Origin of the sequence: Aeromonas sobria (assembly GCF_006243315.1) — a bacterium.
Lineage (GTDB): Bacteria > Pseudomonadota > Gammaproteobacteria > Enterobacterales > Aeromonadaceae > Aeromonas > Aeromonas sobria_A.
In genome coordinates this window covers 47510-70566 of sequence record NZ_NKWE01000046.1, presented here as the reverse complement: position 1 = coordinate 70566, position 23057 = coordinate 47510, and the positions used below count along the sequence as shown (strand labels likewise).

Annotated in this window: 23 protein-coding genes and 2 pseudogenes; 13 read left to right on the top strand and 12 right to left on the bottom strand. The window is 60.0% G+C overall.

Features of this window, described 5'->3' with window-relative positions; genetic code table 11:
• The first annotated feature begins 28 nt into the window (after positions 1–28).
• Positions 29–664, top strand: coding sequence for a peptidylprolyl isomerase (gene slyD / locus CF137_RS16230; RefSeq protein ID WP_068978043.1), 636 nt, complete (start codon positions 29–31; stop codon positions 662–664).
• A gap of 97 nt (positions 665–761) precedes the next feature.
• On the opposite strand, the gene CF137_RS16225 is transcribed toward slyD, so the two are convergent.
• Positions 762–977: a SlyX family protein gene (locus CF137_RS16225; RefSeq protein WP_042022871.1), complete on the bottom strand. Its 216-nt coding sequence runs from the start codon at positions 975–977 to the stop codon at positions 762–764.
• Between the two features lie 14 nt (positions 978–991).
• Complete coding sequence (locus CF137_RS16220; RefSeq protein WP_139720313.1) at positions 992–1960, bottom strand: WD40 repeat domain-containing protein; 969 nt, start codon at positions 1958–1960, stop codon at positions 992–994.
• A 118-nt stretch (positions 1961–2078) separates the two neighbouring features.
• Here CF137_RS16220 and fkpA point away from each other — a divergent pair, with 118 nt between their 5' ends.
• Both fkpA and CF137_RS16210 read left to right on the top strand, forming a co-directional pair.
• On the top strand, positions 2079–2882 hold the full coding sequence (gene fkpA / locus CF137_RS16215; protein ID WP_042022868.1) for an FKBP-type peptidyl-prolyl cis-trans isomerase: 804 nt from the start codon (positions 2079–2081) through the stop codon (positions 2880–2882).
• A 149-nt stretch (positions 2883–3031) separates the two neighbouring features.
• Positions 3032–4438, top strand: coding sequence for a sigma-54-dependent transcriptional regulator (locus CF137_RS16210; protein WP_139720311.1), 1407 nt, complete (start codon positions 3032–3034; stop codon positions 4436–4438).
• Positions 4439–4542: 104 nt separating this feature from the next.
• On the opposite strand, the gene CF137_RS16205 is transcribed toward CF137_RS16210, so the two are convergent.
• The 5 genes from CF137_RS16205 to CF137_RS16185 form a co-directional block, all read right to left on the bottom strand.
• Positions 4543–5412: a tetratricopeptide repeat protein gene (locus CF137_RS16205; RefSeq protein ID WP_139720309.1), complete on the bottom strand. Its 870-nt coding sequence runs from the start codon at positions 5410–5412 to the stop codon at positions 4543–4545.
• A gap of 113 nt (positions 5413–5525) precedes the next feature.
• Positions 5526–5861: a hypothetical protein gene (locus CF137_RS16200; protein ID WP_042022863.1), complete on the bottom strand. Its 336-nt coding sequence runs from the start codon at positions 5859–5861 to the stop codon at positions 5526–5528.
• A 144-nt stretch (positions 5862–6005) separates the two neighbouring features.
• The gene (locus tag CF137_RS16195; RefSeq protein ID WP_098970274.1) at positions 6006–6350 is read right to left on the bottom strand and encodes a DUF2956 domain-containing protein; all 345 of its coding nucleotides are present in this window, start codon (positions 6348–6350) and stop codon (positions 6006–6008) included.
• Positions 6351–6505: 155 nt separating this feature from the next.
• Complete coding sequence (locus CF137_RS16190; protein WP_139720306.1) at positions 6506–6991, bottom strand: YMGG-like glycine zipper-containing protein; 486 nt, start codon at positions 6989–6991, stop codon at positions 6506–6508.
• A 288-nt stretch (positions 6992–7279) separates the two neighbouring features.
• The gene (locus tag CF137_RS16185; RefSeq protein ID WP_139720304.1) at positions 7280–8218 is read right to left on the bottom strand and encodes a LysR family transcriptional regulator; all 939 of its coding nucleotides are present in this window, start codon (positions 8216–8218) and stop codon (positions 7280–7282) included.
• Positions 8219–8353: 135 nt separating this feature from the next.
• Between CF137_RS16185 and CF137_RS16180 the strand changes: the two genes are divergently transcribed.
• From CF137_RS16180 to CF137_RS16165, 4 genes are all read left to right on the top strand, one after another.
• On the top strand, positions 8354–10156 hold the full coding sequence (locus CF137_RS16180) for an adenine deaminase (protein ID WP_139720301.1): 1803 nt from the start codon (positions 8354–8356) through the stop codon (positions 10154–10156).
• A 16-nt stretch (positions 10157–10172) separates the two neighbouring features.
• Positions 10173–11090, top strand: coding sequence for a ribonucleoside hydrolase RihC (rihC, locus tag CF137_RS16175; protein ID WP_240038559.1), 918 nt, complete (start codon positions 10173–10175; stop codon positions 11088–11090).
• Positions 11091–11144: 54 nt separating this feature from the next.
• Complete coding sequence (gene dcuC, locus CF137_RS16170) at positions 11145–12506, top strand: C4-dicarboxylate transporter DcuC (RefSeq protein WP_139720295.1); 1362 nt, start codon at positions 11145–11147, stop codon at positions 12504–12506.
• A 184-nt stretch (positions 12507–12690) separates the two neighbouring features.
• A complete protein-coding gene (locus tag CF137_RS16165) occupies positions 12691–13293 on the top strand; it encodes a nitroreductase family protein (protein ID WP_139720293.1) in 603 nt (200 codons plus the stop codon).
• 112 nt (positions 13294–13405) lie between these two features.
• Here the strand turns inward: CF137_RS16165 and CF137_RS16160 are convergent, their stop codons facing one another.
• On the bottom strand, positions 13406–14053 hold the full coding sequence (locus CF137_RS16160) for an HAD-IA family hydrolase (RefSeq protein WP_139720291.1): 648 nt from the start codon (positions 14051–14053) through the stop codon (positions 13406–13408).
• 44 nt (positions 14054–14097) lie between these two features.
• A complete protein-coding gene (locus tag CF137_RS16155; RefSeq protein ID WP_139720289.1) occupies positions 14098–14343 on the bottom strand; it encodes a hypothetical protein in 246 nt (81 codons plus the stop codon).
• Between the two features lie 116 nt (positions 14344–14459).
• Between CF137_RS16155 and CF137_RS16150 the strand changes: the two genes are divergently transcribed.
• A complete protein-coding gene (locus CF137_RS16150) occupies positions 14460–15368 on the top strand; it encodes a LysR family transcriptional regulator (RefSeq protein ID WP_139720287.1) in 909 nt (302 codons plus the stop codon).
• An 86-nt stretch (positions 15369–15454) separates the two neighbouring features.
• Here the strand turns inward: CF137_RS16150 and CF137_RS16145 are convergent, their stop codons facing one another.
• The 3 genes from CF137_RS16145 to CF137_RS16135 all read right to left on the bottom strand — a co-directional run bounded on the left by CF137_RS16145 (position 15455) and on the right by CF137_RS16135 (position 18609).
• A complete protein-coding gene (locus tag CF137_RS16145) occupies positions 15455–16393 on the bottom strand; it encodes a sensor domain-containing diguanylate cyclase (RefSeq protein WP_139720285.1) in 939 nt (312 codons plus the stop codon).
• A 199-nt stretch (positions 16394–16592) separates the two neighbouring features.
• Positions 16593–17288, bottom strand: a complete 696-nt coding sequence (locus CF137_RS16140) for an excalibur calcium-binding domain-containing protein (protein ID WP_139720283.1) — start codon at positions 17286–17288, stop codon at positions 16593–16595.
• Between the two features lie 157 nt (positions 17289–17445).
• Entirely contained in the window at positions 17446–18609 is a 1164-nt protein-coding gene (locus CF137_RS16135) for an FAD-dependent oxidoreductase (RefSeq protein ID WP_139720282.1), read from the bottom strand.
• A 265-nt stretch (positions 18610–18874) separates the two neighbouring features.
• Between CF137_RS16135 and miaB the strand changes: the two are divergent.
• From miaB to corC, 5 genes and pseudogenes are all read left to right on the top strand, one after another.
• Positions 18875–20302: pseudogene (gene miaB, locus CF137_RS16130) on the top strand (tRNA (N6-isopentenyl adenosine(37)-C2)-methylthiotransferase MiaB); the annotation flags it as partial.
• A 138-nt stretch (positions 20303–20440) separates the two neighbouring features.
• Positions 20441–21484 carry a PhoH family protein gene (locus tag CF137_RS16125; protein WP_139720280.1) on the top strand — a complete coding sequence of 348 codons (1044 nt, stop codon included), beginning with the start codon at positions 20441–20443 and terminating at the stop codon, positions 21482–21484.
• Positions 21481–21951 carry an rRNA maturation RNase YbeY gene (gene ybeY / locus CF137_RS16120; protein ID WP_139720279.1) on the top strand — a complete coding sequence of 157 codons (471 nt, stop codon included), beginning with the start codon at positions 21481–21483 and terminating at the stop codon, positions 21949–21951. The genes CF137_RS16125 and ybeY overlap by 4 nt, the downstream gene beginning before the upstream one ends.
• A gap of 9 nt (positions 21952–21960) precedes the next feature.
• Positions 21961–22050, top strand: a pseudogene (locus CF137_RS16115) (rRNA maturation RNase YbeY); the annotation flags it as partial.
• Positions 22051–22157: 107 nt separating this feature from the next.
• Positions 22158–23042 (top strand): CNNM family magnesium/cobalt transport protein CorC, encoded by an 885-nt coding sequence (gene corC / locus CF137_RS16110; protein ID WP_042022837.1) that lies wholly within the window; start codon positions 22158–22160, stop codon positions 23040–23042.
• The last annotated feature ends 15 nt before the right edge of the window (positions 23043–23057 follow it).

Below are 23057 nucleotides of genomic sequence, written 5' to 3'. Positions count from 1 at the left end.
CGTTTTTTTCTATCCGCAGGATCCTGACATGAAAGTAGCTCCTCTGAGCGTGGTTACGCTGGAATACACAGTCACCGACGAGCACGGTGAAGTCATCGACAGCACAGTTGGCAAAGAGCCGCTGGTCTATCTGCACGGCACCCGTTACCTGGTCTCTGGCCTGGAAGCCGAGCTGGAAGGTCGCGCGGTAGGTGAAGCATTCGAAGTGACCCTGGCCCCCGCCCAGGCTTACGGCGAGTATGACGAGACTCTGGTACAAGAAGTGCCGGGTGAGCTGTTCGACGGCATGGAAGTCTCCGAAGGGGATACTTTCGTGGCTGAAACCGATGACGGTCACCGTCCGGTCACCGTGGTTGAAGTCTCGGAAGAGTTCGTCAAGGTAGATGGCAACCATCCGCTGGCGGGCGTGACGCTGCGTTTCAAGGTCGAGATCCAGGACGTGCGCGCTGCCACTGCTGAAGAGCTGGCACATGGCCATGTCCATGGTGATGAAGGTTGCGGTCACGACCATGGTCATGATCACGATCACGATGATCACCAGCATGGCGGCTGCTGTGGTGGTGCTGGTCACGGTCATGACCACGGCCACGATCACGGCGCTGAAAAGGGCCATGGCGGTTGCTGCGGTGGTGGCGGTTGTGGTGGCAAGGGTCATCAACACTGATCACAGCCACGCTGATGATAAAAAACCCGCTCACGCGGGTTTTTTATTGGCTGGCGACCGGGATTGGCAAGGTTGTCGGACAGCGAAAATTGCCTGTTCAGTAGTGCGGTGGCGGCGTCTCTTCGGCCATGCTGGCGATCTGGCTGGGCTGTACACTTTGCAGTTTGTCGATCAGCAGCTGGATCTGGTATTTGAGCCGGTCGAGCTCACGGCCCTGGGTTGTCACCTCCCCATTAAGTTGCTCTACGGTGTACTCCGCATAAGCGAGACGGGTTTCCAGGGTTTCGATGCGATCGTTAAGTTGCTGACTCATGGGCCTTCGGGTCCTTACTTGATTGTCCAGATTTCGGCCAGCCCACTGGAACTGGCACTGATCAAGTGACTATTGTCGCGCAAAGCGACGCCATAGACCACTGCACTGGGCGGTTTCACCTTGGGTTGCGGTGAGACGCGCCAGCGCTGCAGCAGGGCGCCATCGCTCACTTGCCACAGGGAGAGCTGGCGGGAAGGAGCACCGGTGATCAGCCACTTGCCGTCATTGGCAAAGCGGGCGCTGGTATAGACCTCGAAGCGGTAATCGTATTGCAGTTGGCTCACCTCCTTGCCGGTTTTCAGATCCCAGATGCTGGCCCGGCTGCTGTCGGCGGTGAAAGCATAGCGACCGCTCGGCTCCAACCTGGCCATCACTACCCGGCCACCATGGTTAAAGCGCCAGATAACCTGCCCGCTGCGGGTATCCCATAAATAGGCGCTGTAGTCATTACCCCCCGTCAGGGCGTAGCGGCCATTGGCCGACAGATCCACTGTATTGATCTGTTCGGTATGCCCCAGAAATTGCAGGCGACGGCCACTTTGGGTATCGAGCCATTCCGCTTTACCATCTTCCCGACCGATCAGCACGTAGCGCCCGTTAGCAGATAGCGCAATATCCCTCAGCTTGGATTCAGGAAGAGAGTAGTAACCTTGGGATCGTCCATCCTGTAACCGCCAGGTGGCAAAGGTGTCCGTTGTTGCGGTAATGGCATGGCTGCTGTCTTCGGAGAAACGGGTAATGAAAACCAGATCATCCGGCGAGTCAGACTGCTTCCAGCGCCAGCGCTGGCGGTTCTGCTCGAGATCCCAGACAATAATGCCCTGACTGATGCTGGAGACGATGGCCAACTTGCCGTCACTGGCCAGATCAGCGGTCAGCAGACCGGTGCTGGCGAGGGTTAATTGCTGGCTGGGTTGGGAGCTCTGCTCGCAACCAGTGAGCATTAAACAGAGGCTCACCAGATAAATAGCACTTTTTATCATTTTTGCGGTCTCATGCTTTTGTTACCTGCGATCACGGCGTTAGTATAAGGCGCTTATCACGATAAACCTCTCATTTCACGATGAAACCGAGAGCGGTATTTGGAGTTTGGAGAAACTGATGAACAAATTTCTGAAGGTGTCCCTGTTGGCTGCGGCGGTTGCCGTCGGTCTGACTGCTTGCCAAAAAGACGAGAAGCCTGCTGCGGCCAATACCGCCGAAGTGAAGGCAGAGGCCAGCAAGCCTGCAGAGGGCACCAAGGCTGAAGCCAAGAGCTTTGAAGAGCAATCCGGCTACGCAATTGGCCTCTCCATGGGTCGCTATATCGCTAACACCCTGGAGCGTCAGCAGGAACTGGGCATCAAGCTGGAGAACGCCGTGATCCTCAAAGGGGTGACCGACGGTCTGGGTAAAGAAGCCAAGATGACTGACGAAGAGATCCAGAAAGTACTGCAAGATTACGATGCCAAAATCAACGAACTGACCAAGGCCAAGGCTGAGAAAGATTCTGTTGATAACCTGAAAAAAGGTGACGAGTATCTGGCTGCCAACGCCAAGAAAGAGGGCGTGAAGAGCACCGAATCCGGCCTGCAATATCTGGTCGAGAAGATGGGTGATGGCGCCAAGCCGAAATCCACCGATATCGTCAAGGTTCACTACACCGGCACCCTGACCGATGGCACCAAATTTGACAGCTCCGTCGATCGCGGCGAGCCAGCCACCTTCCCGCTCAACCAGGTTATCCCGGGTTGGACTGAAGGCGTGCAGCTGATGCCTGTTGGCTCCAAATTCAAGTTCTTCCTGCCGTCCAAGCTGGCCTATGGCGAGCACGGTGCAGGCTCCATCCCGGCAAACGCCGTGCTGGTGTTTGACGTAGAGCTGCTGGCAATTGAAAAGCCGGCCGCTGACGACGCCAAGAAGTAATGAAATACCTGTAGTAAAAACGGCTCCTTAGGGAGCCGTTTTTACTTGTATATGCCTTATAATCGCGAGATAACAGGGTTTTGCTGCGTTGGGTATGAAGGCTGGTGCAGACAAAATAGATCGCAAAATCAAATACAAGGATGACTCCAGTGGCTGAAAACAAACCGCGTGTTCTACTGGTGGAAGATACCCGAAGTCTGGCGGTAGTTTATGAACAGTACCTGCGGCTGGAGGGGTATGAGGTGTTACTGGCCGACTGCGGCCAGCAGGCGCTTGCACAGTTGCAGACCAGCCCACCGCCCGTGGTGCTGCTCGATCTGGAGCTACCGGATATGTCCGGTATGGATATTCTGCAGATGATCACCGAACAACAGCTGCCTTGCGCGGTGGTGGTGATCACCGCCCACGGCTCGGTGGATGTGGCGGTGGAGGCGATGCGTCTGGGTGCCTTTGATTTTCTGACCAAACCATTCGATAGCAAACGGCTCTGTGCCACCGTTCGCAATGCCCTAAAACATCAACAGTTAAGTTCGCTGGTCGCCCACTATAAGGAGAACTTCGAACGCAGCTCATTTTTCGGCTTTATCGGCGCATCTATGCCGATGCAGGCGGTCTATCGCATCGTCGAGAGCGCAGCGCCCAGCAAAGCGACCGTTTTTATTACCGGTGAAAGCGGTACCGGCAAAGAGGTATGTGCCGATGCGATTCATCAGTGCAGCCCCCGCAGCGAACAGCCCTTTATTGCCCTTAACTGCGCCGCCATTCCCCACGATTTGATGGAGAGCGAGATCTTCGGCCATGTGAAAGGCTCCTTCACCGGTGCGCAGGGGGATCGCAAAGGAGCAGCCAGTCTGGCCGATGGCGGCACCCTGTTTCTGGACGAAATCTGCGAGATGGATCTGGACCTGCAGAGCAAGCTGTTGCGCTTTATCCAGACCGGCACCCTGCAGCGGGTCGGCAGCGGCAAACTTGAAACCGTCGACGTGCGTTTTATCTGCGCCACCAATCGTGACCCGCTGGTGGAGGTCAAGGCTGGCCGTTTCCGTGAAGATCTTTACTACCGGTTACATGTTATCCCCCTCAGCCTGCCCGCCTTGCGGGAGCGGGGTGAAGATATTCTGCTGCTGGCACGCACCCTGTTGCAGAGTTACGCCAAAGAGGAGAACAAGCGCTTCAAGGATTTCGACCCCAGCACCGCCAGGGTGCTGCTCGACTACCCCTGGCCCGGCAACGTCCGCGAGTTGCAAAACGTGGTGCGCAATATCGTAGTGCTAAACGACAAAGAGCTGGTCAGCCCGGATATTTTGCCGCCACCGCTCAATGGGGTTCGTCCCCCATTGCCGGCGGCGATTGCCGCAGCAGTCGCATCGACCCCGGTTGTCAATGGGGCGGCAAGCGGGCAGATCCGTCCGCTCTGGATAGTGGAAAAAGAGGTGATAGAACAGGCCATCGCCAGCTGTGACGGCAATATACCCAAGGCGGCGGCGCTGCTGGAGATCAGCCCCTCCACCATCTATCGCAAGAAGCAGGGTTGGGAAGAGGCCAGCCTGAACTGAGTGAGCGTCACTATCTCGGGTGCCGGAGCGGAATCGACCCAGAGCATAATAACATTGAAGCAAGTGAGGGGCGGCGCGAGCCGCTCTCTCTATTTTCGGGGGGCTCAGAGCTTGGCGAGGAGCTTGAGGCGAGCCAGTCGCTCCGCCTCATTGGCCTTGAGCCAGCCATCCCGTGATAGCAGGAACCAGGCGCGGGCAAAATATTCTGCCGCTGCCGGATCGTCCAGTGCCAGCGCGTTTTCGCCCATCTCCTCAAACAAATAGCCATCCTCCGGCTCGCCAGCCTCGGTCATATCGACTTTGATCTGCACCAATTCAGCCAGCGCAGCCTCATGCAGACCTTTTGCTCGGGTCAGCCGGGCCAGACTCCAGCGGGCGATAAAGGCCTTGGCCGGATTGTTGTGTTGCAGATGCCAAGCCAGACACTTCTGTTGCAGGATTTTGGCTTCATCAAAGCGGCCCAGTTCGAACAGGGTCCAGCCCTGATTGTTATAAAGCGTGGCCAGCCAGCCGCACACCTTCTCATCGCTGCTGCGCTCAGCCAGCTCCATCGCCAGTTGATGCCAGCGGCTCTGCTCTTCAAGCGGAGCCGAGATGGCCACCATATGTGCGGCGTCGATGGCGAGATAGAGCTCCTTCTCCTTGAGCCCCAGCTGCCATGCCTGTTCAAACAGGGTTCTGGCGCGGGCTTTGTCACCTGCCGAGTTAAAGGTGCGACCCCGCTCCAGCAGGGCTCTGACTCTGGCCCTTGGTGTAGCGTCGCTGAGCCGGGGTGCTATCTCGTCGAGCAGCTGGTGAGCTTGTTCAAACTGGCGTTGCAGCGAATAGGTACGGGCGATCTGGGTCAGCAACTCCAGCTCGAGTTGCAGGTCGGCGGCGGTGCGCACCGCAGTAAGCAGAGCGTGAAAACGCAGGGCAGTGGCGGCGGGATCCTGATAATCCCACTGCGTCATGAAATCGGGCGGATTGTCCATCGGGCCTCCTGGCTGGCGATCCTTTCACCAAGATGCCTGCAGGCCATTGTTTGTACAAGGGGGGCTCGTCACAGAGCCCCCCTTGAGTCATCTCAACAGCAGTGGTCAGCCGGTCAGTAGACCATGGCCAGGCTCATCAGCATCAGACCGAGCGCGGCAAAGACCCCCTCCTTGATGGCGAGACGGGGCACCAGCGCCTTGGGCAGCGCCGGAAACAGGCTCAGGGCAAAGCCAAGCCCCGGCATCAGCCAATGGAAAGCCGGATTGCGCAAAGCGGGATCGGCGGCACCATTGATGATGATCAACAAAATAAACAGGGTAAAGGCGGGCAGGATAAACCAGCGTACTCCACTGGCCGCGACTGCGCGCAGCGGCGAGATGCGATAGAGCAGCATGGTCACCAGGAACAACACAAAAGGGGCCAGCAGATAGAGCGGGGCGGGGTTCATAACTTTTTTCCTGAAAACAAGTCGTCTGAAAACCGGGGGCAGGCACAACAGGCGCGGGATTTAACCACTCTTCGCGGGTGATGACCAGCAGCCCGGGCCCAGGCTGTGAAGAGGATCCCGGGTAAAGGTTTGCTACCGGCGGCTTTAGCTGCGCCAGAACCAGGCGGCGGCAAAAACCAGCCAGCTCAACCCTAGCAAGACCCACGGCAGCGGATGCTGACGAGTCACTTCTACCAATTCGATCTGGTCGTCCTGATCCTCTGGCAGTGGTGTGCCCTGTGACTGTTTGGCTTTACTCTGCAGCTTCTTTTGGCGACTCGCCTCGCGGGCCCGCGCCTTCATCTGTTTCTTGTACTCATCGATGCCTTTCTGGATCCCTTGCGCGATGAGTTGAGTCTGCTCTTTGGTCTGCCCCGGCTTCTGGTTGGCACGGGCAATCTTCACCGCTTCCTGCTGGGTCTCGGGGGAAACTTTGTCATACTTGGCCATCAATTATCTCCTCGGGCATGGCTGGCTGGGGAGTATGCCATAAAGCTGCGCATTCAGGCCCGCCTCTTGATCATCCCCACCAAGGTGGGGAGCTATCTATCGCAGACAGGCCGACGGGCCACCTCTTTCACTTTGTTACACGCCACCAGACGGCATCAGTCATCATGGTACCCCCCGTGCTTTTTATGCTTCTTGTGCTTTTTGTGGTGCTTATGATGGTGATGATCATCGTCGTCATCATCGTAATAGCGATCCTGGCTCTTGTGACCATCACCGGTCTTGGCGCCAATGGCCGAACCGCTCGCCCCGCCGACCCCGGCCCCGATCAGCTGACCGGTATCGCCGCCGACACTCTTGCCGATGGCGGCGCCACCCAGCGCCCCCACAGCGCCGCCGAGGGCCGCTTCATTCTTGTTGCCCTTGTTGGCCGTCGCCGCGCCACCGGCAGCACCGCCCAAGGCGGCCCCCACCAGCGCGCCGGTGTCGCCCCCCAGCTCCTTGCCGATCATGGTGCCCGCCACCCCGCCCGCTCCGCCACCGAGAATGGTGTTGAGGCTCTCGGAGGCGTGTGCCGCCGTGCTGCCAGCCAATAACGCCCCCAGCAAAGCCAGCGCGCGAATGCCACCGCTATTCATCTCCATGGATACTCCTGTCAAACCTGATTAATTTCCTCCGCACTATTCACCAGCACTATACAAACCGGCAAGCGGCCAGCCAGTGGGGGGCGAGCGGCGGGTAGCTCTTCGCTTGAAGCCCAGTTTCAGGAATGACAGGTGAGATCGAATTCAATCGCTTGAATAACCACAAGAAAAATTTCATTGCACAGGAATGGCGCGGCCCTCGGCAGGGCCGGGAGTCTGTCGCAGCCCCGCCCCGACTGCTGGCGATCGGACAGCTCCTGTCACCAGCACAGGTTGGGTGATGCAATCTCAGGTGTGCTGGCTGCCCAGCTGTTCGATGATGGTGCTGCGCAGCAGGGCGCGCCCCTCGTCGATGCGGGTCGATCGGGAGAGTCCTTTCGCCCACATCAGGGCCAACGTACGACTCAGCAGCGGTTGATGCAGATCAACCACCTTGAGCTGGGGATCGCACAGATGTGTGGTGTAAAGCCTTGGCAGAATGGCGATGGCTAATCCCGAACGCACCAGACCGTGCAGGGTCTCGACATAGTCGGTGGTGTATCTGGGCTTGAGCCCGGGCAACTGACTCTGGGCCAGCCCGTTGACCTGTCGGCTGACGTTGCCTCTGGCAAACAGGGCGATATCGCGGTGGGCCAACTGCTGCCAGCAGAGCGCCTCCTCGGTTGCCAGCGGATCTTGCCGGTTGACCACCGCCACCAACGCATCGTCCAGCAATGGCGTGACCTCCAGCGAGTCGGGCAACTCGCCATCCAGCACGCCAATTCCGGCATCCAGCGACCCCTCGACCAACGCCTGCAGCAGACCATCATTGGTGTGATCCTGAAACTCGACCCGCAAACCGGGAAACTGTTGCTGCAGCCGAGCGGCCGCCAGCGGGAACATCAGGGCGCAGGCAGACGGGATCAGGCCGATGCGCAGGGTGCCATCACCCCCTTCAGTCATCACCTGCTGCATATCGGCAAAAGCGGCGTGGGCCACATTGAGCAGCCCCTTGGCGTGGGGCAGGATCGCCTCCCCCTGCTCGGTGAGGGTGACTGCCTGCGCGGTGCGGTGAAACAATTTGCCGCCGAGCACAGATTCAATCTGGCGCAAAGCACTGCTCAGGGCAGGTTGACTGATGGCCATCTGGTTGGCCGTTTCGGTGAAGTGGCGCAGCTGGGCCAGGGTGACAAAATACTGGATCTGCTTGAGGGAGAGCGCAGGCAAACGGCGCCAAGGTTCAGACATGGAAGAGACAACCGGAGAAAACGTTTGCAGCAGCATAACCCTTTCTTATCCAGTTATAAATTCTTTGCGCTATGCACGGGCCAATCCCCTCCCTAAAGTGTGCCCATTATTCTCCCTTGTCAGGCCATCTCCTTCATGTGTGAACAAGATGCATCCCTCAACTTGCGCCGCCGCGCCGTGCAGGCAGCCCTTGGCGAAGCGCCCTTCGATCTGCTGCTCACCAACGCCAAGGTGATCGACATGGTGACCGGCGAGATCCGCCCCGCAGATGTCGGGTTGGTCGGCCCGCTGATTGCCAGCGTTCACCCAGTCGGCACCTGCCTGCAGGCGAGCGAGACCCACGATCTGGCCGGTGCCTATCTCTCACCGGGGCTTATCGACAGCCATGTTCATGTGGAGAGCTCCCACCTGACGCCGGAGCGCTACGCCGATGTGGTAGTCGCGCAGGGCACCACCACCATCTTCTGGGATCCCCACGAGCTGGCCAATGTGCTCGGGCTGGCGGGGGTACGCTATGCCATCGACGCCAGCCGCAACCTGCCACTGCGAGTGATCTGCGCCGCGCCTTCCAGCGTCCCCTCGACGCCGGGCCTCGAGATGTCGGGCGCCGAGTTTCATGGCCCCGAGATGGCCACCATGCTGGAATGGCCGGAGGTGGCGGGGATCGCCGAGGTGATGGATATGCAGGGGGTGCTGGGCAGCAGCGAGCGGATGACCGGCATCCTGCACGCCGGTTTGCAACGCAATGCCCTGATTGAGGGGCACGCCCGGGGCCTGTGCGGTCACCGGTTGCAAGCCTATCTGGCCGCCGGGGTCAGCTCGGATCACGAACTCACCTCGGCTGCCGATGCACTGGAGAAGCTGCGGGCCGGGCTCACCCTGCAACTGCGTGGCTCCCACCCCTACCTGCTGCCGGAGATCGTCACGGCGCTGAAACAGCTGCCCCACCTCTCCTCCCAAATAACTCTCTGTACCGACGATGTGCCGCCCGACATGCTGCTGGAGAAGGGGGGGATGATCGCACTGGTCAAACTGCTGGCAGAGCTGGGGCTGGCGGTGCCCGACGTGCTGCGGATGGCCACCCTCAATGCCGCCATCCGTCTGCAACGCAACGATCTGGGATTGGTTGCCGCGGGTCGCTGCGCCGATCTGGTGGTGTTTGACAACCTCACCGATCTTAACCCGCTCAGCGTCTACAATGGCGGCCAGCGGGTCGCCCGCCATGGCGCCATTCTCACCCCCTCCAAGCCTGTCGCTGGTTGCCAGGCACCGCGCGATACCATGCAGATCCCCCTGCGCACGCTGGAGGACTTTGTTATCCGGGTGCCCGGGCTGGCGGCGGGGCGTGCCCGCTTCAAGACCATCAAGGGGGCCCGCTTCACCCAGTGGAGCGAAACCGAGGTTGAGGTTCGAGATGGTCAGGTGATTGTGCCGGAAGGATTTAGCCTGATCTCGGTGCAGCACCGCCACGGTCGCCATCAGGCGGGCACCCGGCTGGCGCTGCTGGAGGGATGGGGCGAGCTGCAAGGGGCCATCGCCACCAGCTACTCCCACGACTCCCACAATCTGGTGGTGCTGGGGCGCGACCCGCAAGAGATGATGCTGGCCGCCAACACCCTGATCGCCAGCGGGGGCGGCATGGCGGTCGTTCAGCAGGGTGAGGTGCTGGCCCACGTCGCCATGCCCATCGCCGGTATGCTCTCCGACCTGCCAGCCAGCGAGCTGGCGGCCAGTTTCCACGCCCTGCGGGAAGTGAGCGGCCGGGTGGTGGAGTGGGAGCCCCCCTACCGGGTCTTCAAGGCCATCGAGGGAACCTGTCTCGCCTGCAATGCGGGGCCGCATCTGACCGACCTCGGTCTCACCGACGGCCTGACCCGCGAGATTGTCGACCCCTTCATCTGCAGCTGGCCCCACGCCGATGTCCGCCAAGCCGATTAACATTGAGGAGAACAGAGTGAACCCTGTCGCCATTATTCTGGATACCGACCCCGGCATCGACGACGCCGTTGCCATCGCTGCAGCCCTGTTTCACCCGGGGATCGCGCTGACACTCATCACCACGGTCGCTGGCAATGTCGATGTCAGCAAGACCACCCGCAACGCCCTGCGTCTGCTGCACTTTTTCGACAAAAAGGTGCCGGTGGCGCAGGGGGCCAGCCAGCCCCTTGTGCGCCCCCTCGACGATGCCAGCCATATCCATGGCCACTCTGGCCTCGACGGTTATGAGTTTGCCGAGCCGCAGCAACAGCCGCTGCCGGAGCATGCGGTCGCTGCCATGCGGGCCACCCTGCTGGCCAGCGAACAGCCCATGACGCTGGTGCCTATCGGGCCGCTGACCAACATCGCCCTGCTGCTCACCCTGCACCCCGAGTGCCGGGAGAAGATCGAGCGGATCGTGCTGATGGGCGGCTCGGCCGGGCGGGGCAACCACACCCCCAATGCCGAGTTCAACATCTACGTGGATCCGGAGGCGGCCCACATCGTCTTCAGCAGCGGCCTACCCATCGTGATGTGCGGGCTCGATGTCACCAGTCGGGCCACCCTGACCGGCGAGATGATTGCGACGCTGCCCGCCCTCAACCGCACCGGCGCCATGCTCCATGCCCTGTTCGGCCACTATCGCGGTGGCAGTATGCAGACCGGGCTCAAGATGCACGATCTCTGCGCCATCGCCTATCTGGTACGCCCCGATTTGTTTACCACTCAGGCCTGTCATGTGGCCATCGAAACCCGGGGCGAGCACACCCTGGGCACCACCTCGGTGGATATCAACAACCGGCTCAAGCGGCCGCCCAACGCCGAGGTGTGCCTCGATATCGACCTGCCCGGATTCAGGGCCTGGTGCATGGAGACCCTGGCCCGCGCCATCTGATCCCGAACCGCCAGCTCGCTGGCCAATTCATAGCAAGAAGAGAGTGTTGGAACCATGCTGGAAATAATTGTCAGCACCCTGATCCTGGTCATCTGCGGCTATCTCATCGCCAAAAACTACGATGCCAAGATAGTGCTGTTCGCTGCAGGCCTGCTGTTGATGTTCGCCGCCGTCGGACTGGGCCACCCGCTGCTGCCTGCGGCGCAGAGCAGCGGCCTGAGCTGGCTAGATCCATTCGTCCAGATCAAGCAGATCTTCATCAGCCAGATGGGCAATGTCGGCCTCACCATCATGGTGCTGTTCGGCTTCTCCAGCTACATGAGCCACATCGGTGCCAACGACGTGACCGTCATGCTGCTGACCCGCCCCTTGAGCCGCATCCGCTCCCCCTACCTGCTGGTGCCGGTGATTTTCCTCTTGGGCAACCTGCTCTCGCTGGTGGTGCCGAGCGCCGCCAGTCTGGCGGTGTTGCTGATGGCCACCCTCTATCCGGTGCTCAAGGCGTCCAACATGTCCTCCCTCACCGCCGGGGCCGTCATCGCCACCACCGCAACCATAATGCCAAGCCCGCTGGGGGCCGATAACGTGCTGGCTGCCCAGAAGCTGGGGATCCCGCTGGTGGAGTACATCGTCTCCTACCACGCCCCCATCTCGTTGCCGACACTGGCACTGATGGCGGTGGTGCACTACTTCTGGCAGAAGGCGATGGACAAGCGCCAGCAGGCGCGCGGCGGACTGGAAGAGAAGGATGAATCCCTCGCCCTGCCCACCAGCTTGCCACCTGCCTACTACGGCCTCTTCCCGGTACTGCCGCTGGTGCTGGTGCTGCTGTTTGGCATCCTCTTCACCCACATCTCGCTCGGGTTGGTGGAGATCACCTTCGTCTGTCTGCTGCTTACCATAGGGGTGGAGCTGCTGCGCAAAGGCAATATCAAGGAGACCAGCAAGGAGTTCGCCATCTTCTTTAGCGGCATGGGGACAGGTCTGGCTCAGGTGGTGTCGCTCATCGTGGCGGCCAGCATGCTGGTGGAGGGGTTAAAAGCCATCGGCATCATAGATACTCTGGTGGACAGCGTGAAGCACATCGACGGGGTCGGCTCCATCCTGATGTTCTTCTTCTCCGGCACAGCGGCGCTGATTGGCTTTATCAGCGGCAGCGGGCTGGCGGTCTTCTACTCCTTTATCAACATCATTCCCGAGATCACCGAGAAGGTCGGGGTCAACAGTGTGTCAGTGGCACTGCCAATGCAGCTCACCGCCAACCTGATCCGCTCCATGTCGCCGGTCGCCGCGGTGATCATCGTCATCGCCTCGATCACCGGCAGCAACCCCATCGAGATCATCAAGCGCACCTCGGTACCCATCATCTCGGGCATCATTTGCTGCATGACCCTCTCCTACCTGCTGTTCAGCTAACCTCTCCCCCTCTGCAGGCAATCACGCCGGTCGTCTGCAGAGGGTTTTTTACCCTCGGTTGAAAGTGTCACCACTGTGTGTAAACGCCCAGAAGATAATCGGGTGGTATAGTCTATAGCCTGAGCAATAGGGGATTGCTGGCCAACAGGCTGGCGTCCGGTGACTATCAAACAAAGGAGATGTTATGAGTAGTCCGTTTATCGAACAGATCAAAGCACGTCGTACCATCTATGCCCTGGGTGACCAGGTGTCCCATACCCCGGAACAGCTGACGGCCCTGATCCAGGATGCCATCAGGCACAGCCCCTCCTCCTTCAACTCCCAGAGCTCCCGCGCCGTCATTCTGTTTGGCGCCCAGCATCACAAGCTGTGGGACATGGTCAAAGCCGAGCTGAAAAAGATTGTGCCGCCAGAAGCCTACGCCCAGAGTGAGGCCAAGGTGGATGGCAGCTTCCGCGCAGGCTTTGGCACCGTGCTGTTCTTTGAAGACACAGATGTCATCAAGGATCTGCAGCAAAAATTTGCGCTGTATGCCGACAACTTCCCCGTCTGGTCGGAACATGCCACCGGCATCGCCCAGTTTGCGGTCTGGACCACCCTGGCTCAGGAGAAGATCGGCGCCTCCCTGCAGCACTACAACCCGCTGATCGACGAGGCGGTGCGCAAGGAGTGGAACCTGCCCGCCAGCTGGCTGCTACGGGCCCAGATGCCCTTTGGCAGCATCAAGCAAGCGGCCGGAGAGAAGAGCTTTATCGACGACGCCACCCGTTTCCGCGTGTTCAAATAACGCTTCAGATAGCAAAACGCCCCCGTAGTTCGGGGGCGTTTTTATTGCGACAAGCAGTGCTGATGGCGATGGCTCATGCCGCAATATGCGGCCGCAGCGCGCTCTCCGGCGCTCAGGCGGGCAGCGTCACCAGCAGGGAATCCTCTCCCGGCACCACCTTCACCTCGCGCCAGTCGCGGATCACCGCCACCACCGCCGGATTGAGCGGCTGATCGCCCCCCACCTGCACCACGGAGCAACCAGCGCGCAGGGCGCTTTCAATACCGGCCGGCGCATCCTCGAATACCAGACAGCGAGCGGGCGGCACGCCAAGCCGTTTGGCACCCAGCAGATAGGGTTCGGGATCGGGTTTGCCATTGGTCACCGCTTCAGCACCCACCAGCACGGCGGGCAGCAGCAAACCGGCACAATTCAGGCGATGGCGGGCAACCCGCTCACTGGCGGAAGTCACGATGGCCCAGTGCTGTGGCGGCAAGCGGCGCAGCTGCTCACCAGCTCCGGCGATGGCATCGCCGCCGGTATGCAGCATCTCCAGCTCGTCGAGCCGCGTGGCTTCCCGCTCCACATCCAGTTGCGGGGCCAGCGCCCGGATCACCTCCCGCGAGCGCATGCCGTGGCACATCGCCAGCACCGGCTCGGGGGCAAGCTGATGATGTTGGCACCAGAGCCGCCACACCTTCTCTACATCATCGGTCGAGCAGACCAGGGTGCCATCCATATCGAGCAGCAGGGCGGATACCGACAAGGTGATGTTGCGCATGTCAGCACTCCTTTCTGTCCTCATATCGGTACTCATGCAGGCACTCATGCAATCACCCCGGCCAGCTCGGACGCAACGCCAGAAAGCGCATCGGCAAAGGCCTGTTGCTGGGCGGCCCGCTCGTAACAGGACAGCGCCTGTTCGGCACTGCCAGCCCACACCTGCAAGGGGCCGACCACAAACCCCTGTTGCAACAGGCTGGCGAGCAGCTCCCCCGTCTCCGGGGCCGCCAATGGCTGGGCCAGTACCAGCGTGCCCTTGACCAAAAAAAGATAACGTTGAGTGGACATGATATGGCTCCTTGTTCCGGCTCAGAGGAGGACGATGCCCCCCTTGCCGAGCCATTAGAACAAGTCGATTAGATAATTTATAATCAATAAATCGCCACTTTAGATAACCATATGGAATGAAATTCGACTTAAGGCAACTACAGGCGTTTGTGACGCTGGCCGACACCGCCAACTATCGGGAAGCGGCCAACCGCCTGTTCATCACCCAACCGGCCCTCACCAAGCAGATCCAGGGGCTGGAGCAGGCGCTCGGCAGTACCCTGTTCAATCGCGGTCGCCACGGCGCCGAGCTGACGGCCATCGGCGCCCAGCTGCTTACCCAGGCGAGTGCGCTGGTCGAGCATGGCAAGGGATTTGAGCGCCATGCGCTGGCACTCGCCAGCGGCGTGGCCGGGCGGCTCAAAATTGGTTTCGGCTTGTCGAGTTTCGCGCTGGCTCCCTCGCTGGTGGCCCGCTTCAAGCAACAGGTTGCCAACGTCATGGTCCATCTGCAGGACATGCCCTCCGCCATCCAGCAGGAGCAGCTGCTCTCCGGCCAGTTGCAACTGGGTTTTATGCGCCGACCTGACACCCCTCAGCTGCGGGAACACCGGCTACTGACCGATCGGCTGGTACTGGCGGTGCCGACCCGAATGACCACGCCTGACCCGGCCGCATTCGATCTCCAGCAAGCCTTGGCAAGCCAACCGCTGCTGCAGATGGTCGGCCACCGTTGTCCCGGTCTCAGCCAGCAGATCGCCGGTTTTCTCGGCGCCAACAGGCTGACCGGCATGATCCAGGAAGCCGAGGATATCCAGACTCTGGTGGCGCTGGTGGCGGCTGGCATCGGCAACGCCATCCTGCCCCGCAGTGTCAGCTTTATCGCCGGCCCCGATGTCACCCTCTATCCCCTCTCGGGCCCCTGCTCAGAGTGGGAGATCAGCATGGTCTGGAACCCCGCTTTTGCCGATCCCATCCGGGATCACTTCATCCAGTTGGCCATTGCGAGCCAGCCCACCCCGATCGCGGCACTGCCCGAACGTTGAGGCTCGTAGCTCTTCTTTAAAACAGTGATCCCCCTTAAAACAGTGCGCCCCCATAACGGGGGCGCAGCATAAATAACAGGAGGCACTCAACAACTGACGCTGTGGCTGCGGTTTTTCCCTGCCCCTTTGGCGCTATAGAGCGCCGCATCAGCGGCGGCCAGCAGCGCGCTTTCGCAATCCAGCGGATGCTCTGCCGTATAGGTGGCAATGCCAATACTGGCGCTGACTTGAATATTATCCGCCACCACGATATCGAGATCGTTGATGGCCTGGCGGATCTCCTCACCCAGTTGCAAGGCTGCAGCCCTGTCGGTATTGCCAAGGATCAGGGCAAACTCGTCGCCGCCAAAGCGGCAAGGCAGATCGGCCGGACGCTTGCAAAAAGATTGCAACAAATGACCAACCAGTTGCAGGGAGCCATCCCCCATCTGGTGGCCCAGATGATCGTTGCATGCCTTGAAGTTATCCAGATCAACCATGATGAGGGAGAGCGGGGTCTGCTCACGCACACTGCGCCGCCACTCGCTGTGCAAAAAGCTGTTGAACAGGCGCCGGTTGGCCAGTCCAGTCAGGGGATCATGCAAGGAGAGTTTTTCGACCTCCTGCTCCAGCAACTTGCGCTCGGTGATATTGATGTGCGCGATGGCATAAAACTCGGCTTCAACGCCGATCACCTTCGCCACCCGCATCATAAACCAGCGCTGGGCGTCAGGGCTGTGACATGGATACTCCAGATAGAAGGTCTCCTGATCGCGGCCAAGCACCCGCCGGATCCCCTCCACCGCACTCCGGGCCAGAGGTTCATCGGAACCGTCACACACCCCCATGTAGTTGACGCCAAGCCAGTTATAGCCCTTGGGCATGCCGTTTTGTTCCGCAAATCTGTCCCAGGCCAGGTTGGTGTAGTGGATCACCCCATTTCGGTCGATCACCGAGATCTGGTCTTCCAGCGAATCCAGCAATGCTGCCAGATAGTGGGCCCGTTCGGCGAAGCGAGTCGGCAACCCCTGTCTCTCATCCACCATGGTGGCCATCCTGTGGCAAAAGTGGCGAACTGCCACCTATTAACAATTGAATCAGCAGATTGAGTAAAGCACCCAAATGCCACTTAGCCAACTGAGACCACAGTTTGTGATGCAAGACGATCCGGCAAGATCCCAACCCACAATTCCATGCCGGAAATTAAATAAAATACCTGTTATTTATCAACCCAATAAGTGGGCGCTAATGACCACACCACTGGTTTTCACAGGGAATACCATCCCCCTCCCCATCCATCTTGGTATTGGGGCAGTGTTGCAAAAACCAGGTCGCCTCTTCGCAGGAGGTCATCTGAGAGCAATGCTGTCGGCCATCGCATTGGTAGCGTTGGGCCGGTTGCGATGAGACCTCTCCGAGACTGCTGCCACTGCCGCTAAAGGAGGAGGTCGGCAAAGGCGCCAGCGACTCGGCCGAGAAGCGCGAATAGATGGAAAAGAGACCGGCGAGCACCAGCAGGGGAATGAGTTTGCCGCGCCAGCTGCTCTTGCGGCGCCGGTAGGGATTAATTCGCACTCTGGTCGCGGTGGGCTGTGGCGGCTGACTTGCCGCCCGAAATGATGGCGCCGCTGATGATAATGATGAGACAGATGATGTGGCAGCTCGCGCCGCCGACCTCCCGGCATCAGCCAGGGTGAGCGGCCGATCGGGGAAAAACACCTGTAGCGCCCTCGGTTTGCCATCCTGACCACTGCCGATCAGATAAGTGACGCGCTCCCACTGCTCGGGCAAGCGACCATCTGATTGCAATGCCGTAACATGCACAAACAACCCTGTACCACGCTCTCCTGCGGTTGCCTGCTCGGCGTCATGTTGCTCCGGCGTAATAAACCCAAAGCCGCGCGCCTCGTTCCAGCTCGCGATCCGTCCTTGATAACGCATCTGTCCATCCTTGTGACTATCCATCCGGGCACCACATTGCCCTAAAAAAGCACCCACGCAACCGCTGACAGAGATCAACTCGAGGGGGCAAGATAAAAAATACGAGGGGCATCAAGTTGGCCATCGCTGCGTCATGGCCTCATGCCCCGCCTCGCTACTAGACCAACCCCAGCGCATAGCGCAGCGCCATCTCCTTGATCGGGCCCGCCTTGTCCGCCAGATTGAGCGCCAGATTGCGGGCCAGTTTGAGGGGGCCAATCTCGTTGCTGAACACCCCGTAGAAGAGATCCATCCCCGACTGCATCAGCAGGTTGTCGGGGCGACGACGGCGCTCGTAGCGCTCAGCCAGCGCCAGCTGATGCCAGTCGGCGCCAGCCCCTTGCAGCAGATCAGCCCAGCAGGCCACATCCTTGAAGCCAAGGTTGACCCCCTGCCCCGCCAGCGGATTGATGGTGTGTGCGGCATCGCCAAGCAGCACCACCCGACCGGCGTGATAGTCGTTGGCATGGCGGCGCACCAGCGGGAAGCTCCCCTTGCCAGTGACAGTGAACCCGCCGAGGCGGCTCGGGAAGTGGCGGTGCACCTCGGTGGCGAGCGCCTCGTTGCTCATGGCGGCCAGCGCCCGGATCCGGGCCGGACTGTCATACCACACCAGGGATCCGTGCTGGCCGGGCAGCGGCAGGAAAGCGCGCGGGCCGCTCGGGGTGAACTGCTGCCAGGTGATATCTTCTTGCGCAAAGTCGGTGTCGATATTGATCAGCATGCAGTGCTGGCGGTACTCAAAGCGCGATACGCCAATACCGGCCAGCTTGCGGGTGTGGGATTCGGCGCCGTCGCAGGCCAGCACCCAGCGGGCAGCCAACTCGGTGCCGTCATCCAGGGTCAGTACCGCTTCATCGGCGCTCTGGCGCAGGCTGGTCACCGCCGCCGGGGTGTGGGTCTGGATATTGGGGAAATCCTCCATCCGTTTGAGCAGGGCGAGCTGCACCAGCCGGTTCTCGATGATGTAGCCAAGCTGGGGCAGGCCGAGATCGGCGGCGTTGAAGCGGGTGGCAAAGCCGTCCAGCTCCCAGGTCTCCAACCGGCGGTAGGGGCAGAGTCGCATCTGCTGCAGATGGTGCCAGGCACCGGCCTGCTCCAGCAGCGCCACCGAGGCCTGACTGATGGCGGAGACCCGCAGATCCAGCGGTTGCTCCGGGGCGTAATGCTCCGGCAGTTGCGTCTCGATGACCCGCACCGAGAGGCCCTGAGCTGCCAGCAGACAGGCGGTGGCGGCGCCCACCATGCCGGCGCCGACGATGGCGATATCACACTGTTCCATACATTTATTCCTGAAAGGGTGCGTCCGGCGACAACGCCCGGACGTGAACCGGATGGCTGCATGATAGCGCAAGGACGCCTGATAAACAGTGAGGCAAATGGGGAATTGCTGCGTCAAATCAAGGAGAAAGCTTATTGAGCTGGCGGGCAACAGCTATCGGCTGAGCACCATTGCCAGCTGGATATTAGCTAGGCAGTATCCAGATTGCGGAGTAAAATACGCGGTCCTTTGACCATGCCGATTTCAACACAAGTCAAGAGAAGCAATGAGCAAGAAACTTCACATTAAAACCTGGGGTTGCCAGATGAACGAGTACGACTCGTCCAAGATGGCCGACCTGCTGGATGCCAGCAATGGCTACACGCTTACCGAAGAGCCCGCAGAAGCAGATGTCCTGCTGCTGAATACCTGCTCCATCCGCGAAAAAGCACAGGAGAAGGTGTTCCATCAGCTGGGTCGCTGGAAAAAGCTCAAGGCCAACAAGCCCGGTCTGGTGATCGGAGTAGGTGGCTGCGTTGCCTCTCAAGAGGGCGACGCCATTCGTCAACGCGCTCCCTATGTGGATATCGTGTTCGGCCCGCAGACCCTGCATCGCCTGCCCGCCATGATCAAGCAAGTGCAAGAGGGCCGTGGCGCCCAGGTTGATATTGCGTTTCCCGAAATTGAAAAATTCGACAATCTGCCGGAACCGCGCGCCGAAGGGGCCACCGCCTTTGTCTCCATCATGGAAGGCTGCTCCAAATACTGTACTTACTGCGTGGTGCCCTACACCCGCGGTGAAGAGGTGAGCCGACCGCTCGACGACGTGCTCTACGAAATTGCCCAGCTCGCCCAGCAAGGGGTGCGCGAAGTGAACCTGCTCGGTCAGAACGTCAACGCCTGGCGTGGCCCGACCTTTGATGACGGCATCTGCACCTTCGCCGAGCTGCTGCGTCTGGTGGCCGCCATCGACGGTATCGATCGCATTCGCTACACCACCAGCCACCCGATCGAGTTCACCGACGACATCATCGAGGTTTACAAGGACACCCCGGAAGTGGTCAGCTTCCTGCACTTGCCGGTGCAGAGCGGCTCTGACCGCATCCTGACCATGATGAAGCGCCCGCACACCATCCTCGAATACAAGTCGAAGATCCGTCGCCTGCGCGCCGTCCGTCCCGATATTACCATCAGCTCCGACTTCATCGTCGGCTTCCCGAACGAGACGGATGAAGACTTTGAAGCGACCATGAAGCTGATCGAAGAGATCAACTTTGACATGAGCTACAGCTTCGTCTTCAGCCCGCGCCCGGGCACCCCGGCCGCCGACATGCCCGACGATGTCGACATGGAAGTGAAGAAAGCCCGACTGGCCCGCCTGCAGCACGTCATCAACAATCAGTCGATGCAGATTGGCCGCGCCATGCTGGGCTCGACCCAGCGCATCCTGGTGGAAGGGCCCTCCAAACTCGACCCGATGCAGCTGTGTGGCCGCACCGAGAACAACCGGGTGGTCAACTTCGAAGGGCAGCACACCCTGATCGGCGGCTTTGCCGACGTGGAGATCACCGAGGTGCGTCCCAACTCCCTGCGCGGCAAGTTCATCCGCGGCGAGAGCGAGATGAACCTGCGCATCGCCACCGCTCCGAGCGAAATCCTGGCCCGCCGCCCGGATAACGTACCGGACGAACTCGGAGTAGCCGCGTTTACCCCCGCCCAGAGCGAAATCCCGGTTAAATCCAACCGCCCAGATAACGTGCCGGATGAGCTGGGCGTGGCCACCTTCACCCCCCATTAATCCCCTCCTCCCCATTCGCCCGGCGAATGGGGAGTGCCTTGAGACGAGGATATTGTGAGCCGACATACCGCGACCCTGAATCTGCATCTGGAGCCCGCCGACAATCAGCGCCTTGCCAGCCTGTGCGGACCCTTCGATGACAATATCAAGCAGCTGGAGCGCCGCCTCGGCGTCGAGATCAGCTACCGTGACAGCCACTTCCAGCTGGCAGGTAAACAGGCCCAACTGGATGCGGCCGCCGTCATCCTCAAGCACCTCTATGTGGAAACCCAGCCCCTCAAGGGTGGCAAGGTGACCGATATCACCCCCGACATGGTTCATCTGGCCATTTCGGAGTCACGGGTGCTGGAACAAGATGATGAACCGGCACCAAGCACCCCCTATGGCAAGGAGGTGACGGTCAAGACCAAGCGCGGTCTCATCAAGCCGCGCAGCCCCAATCAGGCACAGTACATCGCCAATATCGTCCGTCACGATGTCAGCTTTGGCATAGGCCCGGCAGGAACAGGCAAAACCTATCTGGCGGTCGCGGCGGCGGTAGATGCGCTGGAACGTCAGGAGGTCCGTCGTATCTTGCTGACTCGCCCGGCGGTGGAAGCGGGCGAGAAGCTTGGCTTCTTGCCCGGCGATCTCTCCCAGAAGGTGGATCCCTATCTGCGACCGCTCTACGACGCTCTGTTCGAGATGCTGGGTTTTGAGCGGGTCGAAAAACTGATGGAGCGCAACATCATCGAAGTGGCGCCGCTGGCCTATATGCGCGGCCGCACCCTCAATGACGCATTCATCATTCTCGATGAGGCCCAGAACACCACCACCGAGCAGATGAAGATGTTCCTGACCCGCATCGGCTTCAACGCCAAGGCGGTGGTCACCGGCGACATCACCCAGACTGACCTGCCCCGCCACCAGACATCCGGCCTGCGCCATGCGCTGGACGTGCTGCAGGGTGTCGAAGGGTTGTCGTTCAACTTCTTTGAATCAAAGGACGTGGTACGCCATCCGGTAGTGGCTCGCATAGTACAAGCCTACGAGGCGTTCGATGCCCAGCAGGCAGACGTGCTGGCGGCCAAAAAATCCCATAAAGAGAGTGCCCAATGAGTGTGACCCTGGATCTGCAGCTGGCCAGCGCCAGCACTGACGGCCTGCCCACCGAAGCCCAGCTGCAAGGCTGGCTCGATGGCACCATCCTCGGCTTCCAGCAAGAGGCTGAAGTGACGGTGCGTATCGTCGACGAGGCGGAGAGCAACGAGCTCAACCTTACCTATCGCGGCAAGGATAAGCCCACCAACGTGCTCTCCTTCCCGTTCGAGGCACCGCCCGGTCTGGAGCTGCCGCTGCTCGGCGATCTGGTGATCTGCCGTCAGGTGGTAGAACAGGAAGCAAAAGAGCAGAACAAGCCCCTCATGGCCCACTGGGCCCACATGGTTGTGCACGGCAGTCTGCATCTGCTAGGTTATGACCATATCGAGGATGAGGAAGCCGAAGAGATGGAGCAGCTGGAACGCGACATCATGCAGGAACTGGGCTTTGCCAATCCTTATCAGGACGATGAAGTAGCAGAGTAGATATAGAGGGACAAAGCCGAAGAGATGGTGCCACACCTTGAGCGCGACATCATGCAGGAGCTCGGTTTTGCCGATCCTTATCTGAACGACGAAGAGTAAAACGCAGCGTTAAGGGGGGGACAGTCATCGCCTTGAAACAGCAGATGGCTATCCTCATATAGCAAAAACAATTCCAAATGTGTTGAAGCGAGTAACCAAGAGAAAAAATGACCGACGATCACCCTAGTACCGGCTCGCCGAAGAAAACCTGGCTCGACAAACTCAGCCAACTCTTCCAGGGCGAGCCAAAAGACCGCAATGATTTGGTAGACGTGATAGCCGATGCCGAAGAGCGAGACCTCATCGATCAAGACACCAAAGACATGATCGAGGGGGTGCTGGAGATCGCCGAGCTGCGCGTGCGCGACATCATGATCCCCCGCTCCCAGATGGTGACCATCGAGAAATCCCAACCGGTGGACGAGATCCTGCCGGTGATCATCGAGTCCGGTCACTCCCGCTTCCCGGTGATCAACGAGGACAAGGACCATGTGGAGGGCATTCTGCTCGCCAAGGATCTGCTCCCGTTCGGGTTTGGCGGCCATCACGCCAGCGAGCCGCTGCAGCTCGAAAAAATCTTGCGCCCCACGGTGATTGTCCCCGAAAGCAAACGGGTTGACCGTCTGCTCAAGGAGTTTCGTGAAGAGCGCTACCACATGGCCATCGTGGTCGACGAATTTGGTGGCGTCTCAGGTCTGGTGACTATCGAAGACATACTCGAACTGATCGTCGGTGAGATCGACGACGAGTTTGATGATATCGAGGATGAACCGGACGAGATCCGTCGCCTCAGCAAGCGAGTCTTCTCCATCAGCGCGCTGACCGAGATCGAGGATTTCAACGACTTCTTCGGCACCAAATTCAGCGATGAAGAGGTGGATACCGTCGGCGGTCTGGTGATGCACGCCTTCAGCCACCTGCCCAAGAAGGGCGAGGAGATCGAGCTGGACGGCTACCTGTTCAAGGTGATGCATGCCGACCGACGCCGTCTGCAGCAGCTGCAGGTGAAGATCCCCGAGCACCACGCGGCGGCGCAATCCGAGCCGCAGTAAGCAAATATGCTCGAT